Origin of the sequence: Enterococcus sp. DIV2379 (genome assembly GCF_050542965.1) — a bacterium.
GTDB lineage: Bacteria > Bacillota > Bacilli > Lactobacillales > Enterococcaceae > Enterococcus_D > Enterococcus_D entomosocium.
On sequence record NZ_CP172938.1, the window covers coordinates 2,908,291 to 2,920,581 of the forward strand.

General features: G+C 43.0%; 13 protein-coding genes. 5 read left to right on the top strand and 8 right to left on the bottom strand.

Annotated elements, in window-relative coordinates; genetic code table 11:
* Positions 1–11: 11 nt before the first annotated feature.
* Genes IGI92_RS13320 through gnd form a run of 3 tightly spaced genes read right to left on the bottom strand, consistent with a single transcriptional unit; the run spans position 12 to position 3,043 of the window.
* The gene (locus IGI92_RS13320) at positions 12–1,115 is read right to left on the bottom strand and encodes an iron-containing alcohol dehydrogenase family protein (protein ID WP_301388178.1); all 1,104 of its coding nucleotides are present in this window, start codon (positions 1,113–1,115) and stop codon (positions 12–14) included.
* 15 nt (positions 1,116–1,130) lie between these two features.
* A complete protein-coding gene (locus IGI92_RS13325; protein WP_016621663.1) occupies positions 1,131–2,132 on the bottom strand; it encodes a D-isomer specific 2-hydroxyacid dehydrogenase family protein in 1,002 nt (333 codons plus the stop codon).
* Positions 2,133–2,143: 11 nt separating this feature from the next.
* Positions 2,144–3,043: a phosphogluconate dehydrogenase (NAD(+)-dependent, decarboxylating) gene (gene gnd, locus IGI92_RS13330; protein WP_016621664.1), complete on the bottom strand. Its 900-nt coding sequence runs from the start codon at positions 3,041–3,043 to the stop codon at positions 2,144–2,146.
* A gap of 152 nt (positions 3,044–3,195) precedes the next feature.
* On the opposite strand from gnd, the gene IGI92_RS13335 reads away from it, so the two are divergent.
* Positions 3,196–4,047: a MurR/RpiR family transcriptional regulator gene (locus IGI92_RS13335; protein ID WP_005228428.1), complete on the top strand. Its 852-nt coding sequence runs from the start codon at positions 3,196–3,198 to the stop codon at positions 4,045–4,047.
* 255 nt (positions 4,048–4,302) lie between these two features.
* On the opposite strand, the gene IGI92_RS13340 is transcribed toward IGI92_RS13335, so the two are convergent.
* The 3 genes from IGI92_RS13340 to IGI92_RS13350 all read right to left on the bottom strand — a co-directional run bounded on the left by IGI92_RS13340 (position 4,303) and on the right by IGI92_RS13350 (position 7,080).
* Positions 4,303–4,674 (bottom strand): YccF domain-containing protein, encoded by a 372-nt coding sequence (locus tag IGI92_RS13340; protein ID WP_010749951.1) that lies wholly within the window; start codon positions 4,672–4,674, stop codon positions 4,303–4,305.
* A 150-nt stretch (positions 4,675–4,824) separates the two neighbouring features.
* Positions 4,825–5,889 (bottom strand): DUF1002 domain-containing protein, encoded by a 1,065-nt coding sequence (locus IGI92_RS13345; protein ID WP_008380562.1) that lies wholly within the window; start codon positions 5,887–5,889, stop codon positions 4,825–4,827.
* A 177-nt stretch (positions 5,890–6,066) separates the two neighbouring features.
* On the bottom strand, positions 6,067–7,080 hold the full coding sequence (locus IGI92_RS13350) for an acyltransferase family protein (RefSeq protein ID WP_430607233.1): 1,014 nt from the start codon (positions 7,078–7,080) through the stop codon (positions 6,067–6,069).
* A 235-nt stretch (positions 7,081–7,315) separates the two neighbouring features.
* Here IGI92_RS13350 and IGI92_RS13355 point away from each other — a divergent pair, with 235 nt between their 5' ends.
* Entirely contained in the window at positions 7,316–8,107 is a 792-nt protein-coding gene (locus IGI92_RS13355; RefSeq protein ID WP_008380558.1) for a helix-turn-helix domain-containing protein, read from the top strand.
* A gap of 46 nt (positions 8,108–8,153) precedes the next feature.
* Here the strand turns inward: IGI92_RS13355 and IGI92_RS13360 are convergent, their stop codons facing one another.
* Positions 8,154–8,822: a CPBP family intramembrane glutamic endopeptidase gene (locus IGI92_RS13360; protein WP_034872126.1), complete on the bottom strand. Its 669-nt coding sequence runs from the start codon at positions 8,820–8,822 to the stop codon at positions 8,154–8,156.
* A 396-nt stretch (positions 8,823–9,218) separates the two neighbouring features.
* Here IGI92_RS13360 and IGI92_RS13365 point away from each other — a divergent pair, with 396 nt between their 5' ends.
* The 3 genes from IGI92_RS13365 to IGI92_RS13375 are packed head-to-tail and all read left to right on the top strand — an operon-like array spanning position 9,219 to position 11,772.
* Complete coding sequence (locus IGI92_RS13365) at positions 9,219–10,193, top strand: ABC transporter ATP-binding protein (RefSeq protein ID WP_005234036.1); 975 nt, start codon at positions 9,219–9,221, stop codon at positions 10,191–10,193.
* On the top strand, positions 10,190–10,993 hold the full coding sequence (locus IGI92_RS13370) for an ABC transporter permease (protein ID WP_016621669.1): 804 nt from the start codon (positions 10,190–10,192) through the stop codon (positions 10,991–10,993). Before IGI92_RS13365 ends, IGI92_RS13370 begins: the two co-directional genes overlap by 4 nt.
* A gap of 5 nt (positions 10,994–10,998) precedes the next feature.
* Positions 10,999–11,772: an ABC transporter permease gene (locus IGI92_RS13375; protein WP_005228413.1), complete on the top strand. Its 774-nt coding sequence runs from the start codon at positions 10,999–11,001 to the stop codon at positions 11,770–11,772.
* A gap of 55 nt (positions 11,773–11,827) precedes the next feature.
* On the opposite strand, the gene IGI92_RS13380 is transcribed toward IGI92_RS13375, so the two are convergent.
* Positions 11,828–12,286, bottom strand: a complete 459-nt coding sequence (locus tag IGI92_RS13380) for a PTS sugar transporter subunit IIA (RefSeq protein WP_016621670.1) — start codon at positions 12,284–12,286, stop codon at positions 11,828–11,830.
* Between the last annotated feature and the right edge of the window lie 5 nt (positions 12,287–12,291).

Genomic DNA, 12,291 nt, shown 5'->3' on the forward strand with positions numbered 1-12,291 from the left:
TTTTCCTCCTCCTAAACTTCTTTCAAATAGTTTTCTAAATCAAGAACAGCTTCTTTCAAGCGTTCTTTGGTGATTAAGACTGGAATCAAGTGTACTTTTTCTTTTGAATCTATGAACTGCACCAACTGATCAATGACTTGTGCATCTTCAGGAAAAATACCCATTTGATGTAAACTCATTGGTAAGTGCAATTCTTGATAAAAGGGGATCAACTGATCGATGACCATCCATTTTTCTTCAAGGGCTAATTGATAAAACATCCCATAGGCAACCTTTTCCCCGTGAAGAAAACGATGACTTTCAGGCAGATATTTACTGATGGCATCATGCATCGCATGCGCCGCTGCATTGCGGGCATATTTATCGCCTAGCCCGCCTACCATTCCAGCAACTGCAATAACGATCTCCGACAAGTGACAAAAGGCGTCTGTCACTTCCTGCCGCTTCATATCTTCAATCGCTTGTTTCGATTGTGTCAAAATAGCTGTTTCGCATAATTTTGCTGTATAGCCTGCCATTTGCAAGAAAGGCTCATTTTTCAAATGTGGTTGGGCTAAGATTGCTTCCGATTCAATCCACTTTGCCAACGTATCTGCTAAACCGGCGATAAAGTAGGAGACTGGTGCATCGATCACTAACGTCGGATCGGTAATCAAAAAAGCAGCCTGTCTTAAATAGTGTTCCGACTTCCCTTCAGATTCTCCCGACTCTTTATACATGACAGACAAGGGTGTCCATGGTGCACAATTACTGGCCAATGTTGGGATCAGTCCAAAGGGTCGATTGACTACATGTGCTGCATATCCCACTAAGTCGGCTAACTTCCCGCCACCAACCCCCAGAATAAAATCGATCGCCAGTTCTTCAACAAGATCAGCAATCAGTCCAGCGCCATAATAGCTACATTCTCCTGTGTAGCGATGATAAAAAATTTCCAAATGCGCATCTTCTAAAAAGGGTAATTTTGGTTTCGCTTTTTCCCATGAAACCGTTCCATGTACGAGCAGCAGTCGTTTTACTTTGTACTCTTTTAATACTTCCGGCACATAGTCGATCGCGCCTTCATGGTAACGATAAACTTGCGGTCCAACCTTTACTTTTAAATCCGTTAGCACGAGCTTCACTCTCCTTTATACAGCCAAAAACCGACTTTCCGCTTGAACAGCACGGTCTGGCAGCAGTCCCTTAACGATTCGTTCAATATCCGTTACACATTTGTTTCCCATCTCTTCTAAGCATTCCATAGTATAAGCTGATGTATGCGGTGTCATAACTACATTTTCAAAAGCTAAATACGGATGATCTTTATGACCAGGCTCTTCCTCTAAGACATCGGTGGCAAGACCAGCGATTTTCCCACTTTTTAATCCGCTTACAATTGCCTCTTCATTCAAAAGTGCGCCACGGGCACTATTGGAGAGATACACTTGATCTTTCATTTTTGAAATTTCTTCAAAGGAAATCATATGATAATTTTCCTCCGTCAAGTTAGCACATAGACAAATAATATCTGATTTTGCTAGCAGCTCGTCTAGATCGACTTTTTTTCCACCATAGCTTTGAATATGCAAAGCTGACTTGTATGGATCGTATGCCAAAACCTCGCAGCGGAAACCATTTCTCAATATTTCTACTACACAACTTCCAGTATTGCCGACACCAATCACGCCTACTGTCTTGTTAAATAGTGCGCGTCCGACAAAGTTCGCTCGTTTTTCCCATTGATCTTCGCGAACTTTTGTATTCGATTCAACTGTACAGCGCAGAAGCGCCAATAGATTGGTCACATTATTTTCTGCTACTGCATCACGCTCGACCAAAGCTGGAATGATCGAAACAATCGTTTGGTGGTCCTTCGCTGCTTCTAAATCAATATTGTTATAGCCGATCCCGTGGCGTGTGATCAGTAGCAATTCATCTTTGTACTCAAAAAACTCTTTGGTAAAAAATGGGGTAACACTTGCTATAATGATGTTATATCCCTTAAGCTTTTCTGCCAATTCTTTCCCATTGATTTCGCTATCGAACGTGAAATGACTGACAGTTCCGATTGCTTTCAACCGCTCGATATGTTGCGGAAAGATTTTTCCAAAGCTGCTGGAATTCACTATAGCGATCTTAAACTGTTCCATATTCTTCCTCCTTACTCTTTTGCAACAATCTCGTGACCACCAAAACCATTCCTTAGCGCAGAGACGACTTTTGCTGAGAAACTGTCTTCTTCTTGGGACAAATTTCTCATAAACAAACTCATAGCGATCGTCGGTACAGCAACATTCATCTCCAAAGCCGTTTCCACTGTCCACCTAGCTTCACCAGAAGCTGCAACAACCCCGCGATATTCCTCCAACTTAGGGCTCTCATTAAATTGGGCCGCTGCGATTTCCATCAGCCAGCTGCGAATAACCGATCCATGATTCCATACCTCTGCGACGGAAGCCAAATCAAAGTCATAGGCACTTTGTTCAATCAATTGAAAGCCTTCACCGATGGCTTGCATCATTCCGTATTCGATACCGTTATGGACCATCTTTAGAAAATGACCGCTTCCTGATTCCCCTGCATAAAGGTAGCCTCCTAAAACAGCCACATCTGCAAACAAAGATTCCACCTCTGAAAAAGCGATTTCATTCCCGCCAATCATCAAACATGCATCTTTTCTAGCTCCGGAAACCCCACCAGAAGTCCCACAATCAAAGTAATGCACCTCTTTTTCTTTAAACCAGGCTGCTCGGCGAATCGAATCTTTGTAATTAGAATTTCCGCCTTCAATCACGATGTCTTTCGCTGATACAAGGGGCCATAGTTCTTCAAGAATCCCCTCAGTCACAGTTCCCGCAGGAAGCATCAACCATAAAACCCGTCGGCCGCTAAAAGAATTCGTCAAATCAGCTAGCGTTTGATAGAGTGTAATTCCAGCTTCTTTCGCTGTTTTCTGCGCATGTATCGAAAGATCCAGCCCTTTTACTTGATAACCTTGATCTTTTAAATTGAGGGCCAAGTTCAATCCCATTTTTCCAAGTCCGATAATTCCTATCTCCATGACAGCGCCTCCATTTCATACTTTCATTATACAAAAAAATATTTTTTTGTAAACACAAAAAATAAAAATATTTTTTATTTGCTTTTTTTCTTTAAAAGAGGTAACGTAACAATACAAAGATAATAATGTTCATATAAAGGAGGTAACCGTCTTTGACTGTTTCGATTCGCCTGCAAATAAAAACGCTTTATAAAGACTTAAGTCTCAAAGAACAAGCGATTGCCGACTACATTTTGGAAAATCCTAGTAAAGTCAGCCACAGTTCAATCAGTGATTTATCCAATGAATTAGGCATCGCTGATTCGACCTTTTTTCAATTCACAAAAAAACTCGGTTACAACGGATTTAAAGACTTCAAAATGGCAATGCTGATGCAGGAAAATGATTTTTCTGCCATTTCGATCCATGAAAATATCCAGAAGTCTGATAATGAATTGACTATGGCTCAAAAAGTATTTGATTCCAATATGACCACATTGACTGATACCAAAAATCTTTTGAAAGAAGAAGATTTAAAGCTTGCTGCTGCAATGATCAATCAATCTAAACGACTTTTTTTCTTCGGCGTTGGTGGTTCAGAGATCGTGGCAACCGATGCCTATCACAAATTTTTGCGCTCGCCGATCACTGTTTTTCACAGCAGTGATTATCACATCCAACTGATGGAGGCTTCATTGTTGACGCCAGATGATTGCGGCATTTTTATCTCTCATACTGGAAAATCAAGAGAAACCATTGAACTAGCTCAAGTTGCCAAAAACAATGGTGCCAAAATTATCGTCATTACTAGCCATGCTGCTTCCCCTTTAGCCAAACTCGGCGACGTGGTTTTCATCTCTATTTCCGAAGAAACTGAGTTTCGCTCAGAGGCATTGGCATCCAGAATCGCTCAACTGAGCATCATGGATTCCCTCTATGTCATCTTAATGTTTATCAATCGAGACAAAGCGCAACAATCGATTGCCAAAATTCGACGCTCCATTTCAAAAATCAAAGAACCCTGAGAAGGGAAGAAAAAACTTACATTTTTCTGCGTTTCGCTAATTCTTTTGTGAATCACAGTTGATATGCAAAAAAACTTGTGCGTTTTTTCTGTACTCTTCGTTGGTTTCTTATCAACTTTTTCAGTTCTGAATCTCAAATGCGCTGAGCCTGCCAAAAATCTTGTCCCTTACTCTTGCTAATGTTCGCAAAAAAACCACATCACAAAGCTATCCGCTCTGTAATGTGGTTTTTTAAGACTATCTTTTTTAGGTAAATCAATAACGACTAGACACAATCTCTGCTCCAAAGGGCATCAACGCTAAGCGCGCCATTTTCAATGATTGCGCCGCAAATGGAATGCCGATGATCGTGATGGCTAGAATGACTGCGCTAGCTAAATGGCCTAAAGCCAGTGGTATACCAGAAAAAATCAACCATAAAATATTTAGAATCACGGACACGCCACCGCCACGGTAAACGATGTCTTTCCCAAATGGTGCGAGTGACAACGTCGCAAACTTAAAACATTGCAGACCAATGGGAATGCCGATGATGGTGATACACCATAAACACCCAGCCAAAAACCATGAGATCGCACCGATCAAGCCGCCAAAGACAAACCAAATCACGTTGCCTAAAAAATTCATCTGATTGCCCTCCTTCTTTTTTAATAAAGACTGCTCCTGTTTTAGCAAAGAAAGCAGAGGACATCGAAAGCCCTCAGACGTGCGCTATCGTCTGATGCTCCGCTTCTCTTTTTTCTTAATACAAGCGAAATGTGTTATTTTGTAAAATGCTTATTGCCCAGAATCAACGGTTGATTCGCTGCTATTGTTAGACTCATTTGAGTCATTGCCGAAGACACCGGTGATCGAAGACCAGATGCCGCTAAAGAAGCTCTTGATATTTTCCCAAAGTCCCTTAGAGGTTTCTTCGATTTGCTTGCGGGCTTCTGACAGATCCAATTCTTTGATGAAGTCATCGAAGATATTGTTGTCTCGCATGTCGCTCATCAAAGAGGTCAACTCAGAAATTTGATTTTCCGTAACGATTCCTTCAAGTCCGTTGTCCTTCAAGGCTTTTTCTACTGTTTCTTGAATATCTGCTTGGGTTAATTCCGTACCATCTGCAGTTTGAGCAGCCAAATCGGTTTTCGCTTGTTCTTGCGCTGCATTCAAAGCTTCATCGGAATAGCCTTCTTTATCTTTATTCTCTTCGGTGATCGTAGACAGCACATCCATCTCATCTTGAGCTACGGCTACTCGATTCTGATTGATGACACCGCCTGATTCTTCAACGATTTTGTATACCCCAGCTAAAGCTCCGGAACCGTCGATCGGTACGGCAGAAGCGACCGTTAGCTTCGCATCAGTGATCCCTGCCGTCAGCGCTGCATTTTGGTACTGGGCTGCAGTGATGCGGGTAATGTTATCTGGTGTCGCGATATCGACAGTGATTCCTGCCCCGCTTTCTAAAGTCTGCATTCTGACCGAGCTATAGACCGCCCAATCTGCAGTAAAGCCGCCATCGGGAATGTATTTCATCAAGTCATTACCGTTTGTCGTATAAATCGGTGTTTCGCCTTGGATGCCTAAGCGCTCAAGTGTGTAGTCTTCTTGTGCTTTCGTCAAGGCATTTCCGATCGCCACAGCATTGACTTGCAAACGATCTGAACTGCTGTCAGAGGTACTTGTTTGACTGTCGGTAGTGGCTGTCGTTGCGGTAGAACTGCTTGTTGCAGTGGAACTGCTCGTCGTTGAATTGGTTTCGTCAGCAAAAACTTGTGGTGCTGCTAATAAAACTTGGCTAGATACCAAGAGAGTCGCTAAAATCATCGCTGGTTTTCGAGTCTGTTTTTTCATCACTATATCCTCCAAGTGTTGATCTCTTTTTCAGGGATTTTTCCCTCTTACTGCTGTTATTGTACTATAGGTTTTCTTGCAAAGCCTACGTCTAGGGTCTGAAATGAAGAAAAACTTAGAACTCTGCTGCTATTTAAAAAAAGTGTAACTTGGTTTTATCCTTGGTGCAGCAATGCTTTAGGCGCTTTTCTTTTCATCAACTGTTTTTTTAGCAAACCCAACAGCATAGGATTTGAAATGACTGCCCACTTTCCTCAAGCCGAGAAAGGCTCCCGTTAAAACTATCGTATAAAAGAACAACGGAAACCCTCCTAGTAAAAAAAAGACTTTCCCGGATTCCAGAAACAGCGGGTGACTCAGAAAGATCAATCGACTAGCCTCAGCTGCTTGTTTTGCTTGCCAAGTCCGCTTTTGTGTTTGCTGCTTGATCAGCCAAGCAAGGAAAAAAAGAGTCGTCGGCACAAAGAACAGCATGAAATTCTTATCGTCCCCCTGATTGAGATACACGAGTCGACCTTCAATGCCTAATAAGCAAAGAGAGACCGCGAATTTTCTGCCAAGATGCTTCGTGAAAAAAGGACGTTTCTGGTGTTCACCTAAACAAAACCCGCACAGCAAAAAAAGAAACCCATAAAAAAGACCGTTTCTCGTTGTAAAAAATAGAGTCCGATAATTTTGATAAAATACCAATAAAGGTCCACTTAAATAACTGCTGTACGTTTCAAGACAGCCAATCAAATACAAACTGATCGCCAGTAAAAACTGCCACCGATAGCCAAGAAAACGGGTTTTCCTTACTAACCACATGCCAAAGAGCAACGCTGGAAAATACCAAAGATGGTACCAGACCCCTACTGTTAAAAAGCCAGCAGCCAAACCGATGACCCGTAATGGATCGGCAAGATTTTGCTGTCCTAAATAAAACCAACCTAAGGGAAGATACACGATCGACCAACGCAAATAAAGCTTGAATTGTCGTTTGCACCATTGCTGCCATGAACAGGTGCTCTTTTGAAAAAAATAGCCATTCAGCAGGAGAAAAAAAGGAACCGCCAAACGACATAAGAGACTCTTTAACAAAAAATGAAGCTCGTTGTTTTCTGCCAGTCGACCACAGTGAACGAGAATCACCAGTAAGGAAGCGAAGAATTGGGTATAGCCAATTGGAACCATAAGGTGTTTTGTCTTCATTCGATCGTTTCTCCTTTCTCCGTCAAATTTGATCAAACATACTTCACTCTACTGGCCCTTTCTTTTTCTGACCAGCACTGAAAGCTTCCAGAATAGAAAGACAGTGCAACAAGTAGAAACATTGATAAATAAAGGATGTTACCCTTTGTTGCATCGTTAATTTCATAGATCCTCGTTCGCATAGAAAAGAGTTTGCTATAATATATAAGAAGAATGATGGAGGCAAAACAGACACATGGATATTGGGAAAATTATTAAAGAAGAACGCACCAAACGAAATCTCACGCAAGAACAATTGGCGCAGGAATTTTTTGTCACTCGGCAACTGATTTCAAAATGGGAAAACGGCAAGAGCTATCCTGATCTAGACCAAGTAGTCAAACTGAGCAACTATTTTGAATTGACCTTGGACTATTTATTAAAAGAAGACAAACAGATGGTCCAAGAACTCAATCTGACCACCCACCGAAAACGAATTGGCCTCGTATTGATCGCCCTTTTGACTGTTCTCAGTATTAGCTTAAGTACGATTTTGCTGGCAGGATTTTGGATCGATCCAGTCTTTTTCACAAAAGAAGACCTAACGATCACTTCTATTAAAAAGTACCACTTGCCTGCCACTGAGATAACAAATCAGGAAACCGGACAAGTGATTCAGCTGCCTGAAGATACGGAATACTTGATCACTTATACGATCGATCGGCCAATGGTAAAAACGGGCCGTCTGTCGGGTTATAAAGAATACAGCAGCGAAAATGCCAGCCAATTAATGGTTTCGGGTTATCACGGTTTTCATTTTGGCACGCAAACAAGCAAAATCGTCATTCGCAGCAATCGCGAAGACAATTTAGCTGCACCAGAATTAAATGCAAACAAGGATCTTTATCTTCGTAATATGAATAAAGCGCGCGCCTATCAAAAATCTGCAGCAGGTGACGCATTTTCTATCGAAGACGAAGGCGATCTCCTCTTTACTGCAGAAGAACTGGAACAATTACCCTTTGAACAAGGACAACTGCCAGAGTAAACAAAAACCACCGAATCGTTTTGATCGGTGGTTTTTTGCTGACTTCTTAACCTAACAAGATCATTGCGATCGCCGCCAAGGCATTATTGAGAAAATGCATGGCGATGGCTGTTTCTAAGCGCTTGGTTTTTACATAAATCAACGCCATGATCAGCCCCATAGCACCGTAGATCAAAAACTCGACCAGATTGGTGACGGAATGGATGATACTAAAAACGGCTACACTTGAAATGATCCCGACTATCGGGTATTTCTTGAATAAAAGGCCGATAAACCCACCACGGAAAACGATTTCTTCCATGATTGGCGCCGCCACAGCGATCAATAGGAAGATCAAAAGCGGATTTTCGCCTGTAAACAGTTCCCCTAACAATGCATCATTCGCGGTCGCCTCTTGATCGGATATATGCTGCAGATACATGGTACCACCAACAGCAACGACTCGACCTAAAACAAAACCACCGATGATCCATAGCCAGTTGCGCTTCGTTGACCACCCAAAGTCAAAGGTGGCAAGTCCTAGCTTCCGAGCCAAATACATCAGTAGGCCAATGTTTGCCAAAAGCAAGGCAATCAACCCGTAGCTCATCATCGCAGGAATCCTCGGCTCTCCTGCTTCCAAATAATAGATTTTTACCACACTGAATACGGTCATCCCTACTTGACTTAGTAAGAATAAGCCAATCAAAATAAATAAGTTCTTTACTGCTTTCATGCTCTCCTCCATTGTTTGCTCATTGCATTTTGCAGGATTGGGTTACGACAAATCATGACACAGTCCATCACTTGGTTCCCCATATATCCAGAAACTGCTTAGCCGCTATCGGCTTGTTTCTAATGATACTGAGTTTCCTTAGTATTTACAACAAATAAAAAATAAAAACAGTTATTTTGCGTATTTTATCCAACAAACCACGTTTTTTCTTTCGCTGCCCTCAAAAAAATATAAGTAGTGTTTGAAAAAAGCGCTCTCTTATGCTACACTGTTCCTACTTTTGTTTGGCTGACGAACCGCTGCCCCAACCATGTTCGTTTGGACCAACTCGTTGCGAGTATTCGATTTCGAATGCTCTTTTTGTCGCGTTTGTCAAAAGAAAGTGAGTGAATCCAAATGATCCAAGTAGAACACCTCAGCAAGACCTTCCAAGTGTCCAAGCGAAAAAGCGGCTTTCGCCAAGCAGCCAAAGCATTTCTTTCTCGTGAAACCACCACCGTCCATGCGTTGCAAGACATCAGCTTTACCATCAATGAAGGCGAAATGGTTGGCTACATCGGGCCTAATGGTGCTGGAAAAAGTACCACCATAAAAATCATGTGCGGGATTTTGACCCCTGATCAAGGCATTTGTCACATCAATGGTCGTACGCCTTGGCAAGAACGTATTCAACATGTCAAAGACATCGGCGTCGTCTTCGGGCAGCGCAGTCAACTCTGGTGGGATGTCCCCGTCAATGACAGCTTTGATTTGATCCGTGATATCTACAAAGTCGACGCTGCTAGTTATCAGCGCAACCTAGAAGAATTAGTCACCTTACTAGATTTAGGTGAGATCTTAAAAACCCCTGCTCGGTCCTTGAGTCTCGGTCAGCGTATGCGCTGTGAGATCGCCGCCTCCTTACTCCATGACCCCAAAATCTTATTTCTTGATGAACCCACCATCGGTTTAGATGCTGTATCAAAGATTGCCGTGCGTCAGTTTATTAAAAAAAGAAACCAAGAAAAAGGCACCACAGTCATCCTGACGACCCACGATATGCAAGATATCGAGGCGCTGACACAGCGAATTCTGTTGATCGGCAAAGGGCAAATTTTGCTGGATGGTCGCCTCGATGAACTAAAGCATCGTTTTTCTGATGTCAAAACGCTGGAGATCGACTATCAAGGGAATGAACCTCATCTGCCAGAAAACGTCCAGCTGCTTCAAAAAGACGTTGGTCGCCTTGTTCTGAAACTTGATCCCAAAGAAGTGTCGGTCGCTCAGCTGCTCAGTCTGCTCAGCAATCAAGTCGAGATCACCGATTTGGCCGTTGCCAGTATCACCGCCGAAGAAATGGTCGCTAAGCTGTATCAGGAGTATCAAATATGAGGAAGTATCAGGCATTTTTCCGCATTCGCTTTATCAATACCTTGCAATACCGCTCGGCGGCAATTGCCGGGATGGCTACGCAACTAGCTTGGGGCTTGATGGAAATTCTGGCATTCCACGCCTTTTACCAAGCAGATCCTAGTGCCTTTCCCATGACCTTTCAACAAACCGTCTCCTATGTTTGGCTCCAGCAAGCCTTCTTGTCTTTATTTATGTTGTGGTTCTTTGAGGCAGAAATTTTCAATACCATCACCACAGGGACGATCGCCTACGAACTTGTGCGGCCGATGGATCTATACAATCGCTGGTTTTGCCAATCGGCTGCCAATCGCTTAGCAAAAGCCGTCTTGCGTTGCGGACCGATTTTTGTGATTGCCTTTTTACTGCCAGCACCTTATCGCTTGATTCTGCCAGCAAACATCGTTGCCCTGTTCTTGTTTCTTTTGTCTATGGCGCTGAGTTTAGGTGTAGTGATCGCTATGTCGCAGCTGGTCTATATCTCGACTTTTTACACATTATCCTCCATCGGGGTGCGGATCGTCATCAGCTCCATCGGTGAATTTTTAGCTGGCGGGGTCATTCCTCTGCCTTTCTTTCCACAGCCTTTTCGCCAATTCGTGGAACTATTGCCTTTTGCTTCCATGCAAAACGTCCCGCTGCGAATTTACAACGGGGATCTGACTGGCTTTGCGCTTGTTTCTGCATTGCTCTTACAAGCGTTTTGGCTCGTACTTTTGATCGTGATCGGAAAAATTTGGCTGCAGCAGGCACTCAAGCGTGTCGTTGTGCAAGGAGGTTAAGGAATATGGTTTATTGGCATTATTTTTGTATTCATCTCAAAAGTCAGATGCAATATAAAGTTTCCTTTGTGTTAACTGCTTTGGGACAATTTCTAGGTTCCTTTACTGCTTTTTTAGGCATTTGGTTTATGTTTACCCGGTTTCATCAAGTGGATGGCTTCACCTTTGAAGAAGTCTTGCTTTCCTTTGCGACGGTTTTGTTTGCCTTTTCGATTGCGGAATGCTTCTTTCGCGGGTTCGATCTTTTTCCACAAATGATCAGTAATGGCGAGTTCGATCGGGCACTCGTGCGTCCTCGCTCCTTGATTTTTCAAGTCTTAGCTTCCAAAATGGAATTCTCGCGTCTCGGCCGTTTTATTCAAGCCTTGCTGTTGTTTGCTTATGCGATTCCTAATAGTGGAATTGCTTGGCATTTTGGAAATGTCCTGACTCTTTTTCTGATGATCGTCTGTGGCGCCCTCTTTTTCGCCCTATTGTTCTTAGTGTATGCCGCCATTTCCTTCTTTACGATCCAAGGACTTGAATTTATGAATATTTTTACCGATGGTGCCCGCGAATTCGGCCGCTACCCCTTCAGTATCTACGGAAAACACGTCTTGCGTTTATTGACCTACGTCGTGCCGATGGCTTGGTTTCAGTATTATCCGTTTCTGTATGTCATTGGTCGCGTAACTAATCCTTGGTGGATCTTATCGCCGTTGGTTTGTCTGCTCTTTGCCTTTCCCGCCTTCTTCTTTTGGCGAGTAGGTTTGAAGAACTATATTTCTACGGGTTCGTAAATAAAAAGGAGCGCCTCTCTTTGAAACTAAGAGAATGCGCTCCTTTTTTATTCGGTTATTTCAAGTGAAAAACAGCCTCTCCTTGCTGAATATCGCCGTCTGTTCGCAGGCACTTCCCGCCTTGTTCCTCCATGAAGACAACGATCACCATGGTCTCTTTGCCCATTTCCTCAACTGCTGCTACATCCATTTCTGCCAGCAACTCACCTGTCGTGACTGACTGGTTTTCTTGGACCGCGATCGTGAAGGGCTCCCCTGCTAACGCCACTGTTTCAATTCCCATATGGATCAAAAGGGAACGGCCATCCACCAACTCAACGGCTAAGGCATGCTGTGTTGGAAAAATCGTTCGAACCGTCCCGGCTGCTGGTGCATAGATTTTTCCGTGATGATGAGAAACGGCAAATCCATTTCCCATCATTTTAGACGAAAATACCTCATCTGGTACTTCTTCGATCGGTAGCAGTCGGCCTGTTACCGGTGCACAGATTTCTATTTTTCTTTTAAAAAGCATCCGTA

What these genes read in the sequence shown, in the direction of transcription:
- IGI92_RS13365 (WP_005234036.1), top strand. Translation starts at nt 9,219, where the DNA reads ATGATCCAAGTAGAACACCTCAGCAAGACCTTCCAAGTGTCCAAGCGA.
- IGI92_RS13380 (WP_016621670.1), bottom strand. Translation starts at nt 12,286, where the DNA reads ATGCTTTTTAAAAGAAAAATAGAAATCTGTGCACCGGTAACAGGCCGA.
- IGI92_RS13370 (WP_016621669.1), top strand. Translation starts at nt 10,190, where the DNA reads ATGAGGAAGTATCAGGCATTTTTCCGCATTCGCTTTATCAATACCTTG.
- gnd (WP_016621664.1), bottom strand. Translation starts at nt 3,043, where the DNA reads ATGGAGATAGGAATTATCGGACTTGGAAAAATGGGATTGAACTTGGCC.
- IGI92_RS13325 (WP_016621663.1), bottom strand. Translation starts at nt 2,132, where the DNA reads ATGGAACAGTTTAAGATCGCTATAGTGAATTCCAGCAGCTTTGGAAAA.
- IGI92_RS13340 (WP_010749951.1), bottom strand. Translation starts at nt 4,674, where the DNA reads ATGAATTTTTTAGGCAACGTGATTTGGTTTGTCTTTGGCGGCTTGATC.
- IGI92_RS13355 (WP_008380558.1), top strand. Translation starts at nt 7,316, where the DNA reads ATGGATATTGGGAAAATTATTAAAGAAGAACGCACCAAACGAAATCTC.
- IGI92_RS13375 (WP_005228413.1), top strand. Translation starts at nt 10,999, where the DNA reads ATGGTTTATTGGCATTATTTTTGTATTCATCTCAAAAGTCAGATGCAA.
- IGI92_RS13360 (WP_034872126.1), bottom strand. Translation starts at nt 8,822, where the DNA reads ATGAAAGCAGTAAAGAACTTATTTATTTTGATTGGCTTATTCTTACTA.
- IGI92_RS13345 (WP_008380562.1), bottom strand. Translation starts at nt 5,889, where the DNA reads ATGAAAAAACAGACTCGAAAACCAGCGATGATTTTAGCGACTCTCTTG.
- IGI92_RS13350 (WP_430607233.1), bottom strand. Translation starts at nt 7,080, where the DNA reads ATGAAGACAAAACACCTTATGGTTCCAATTGGCTATACCCAATTCTTC.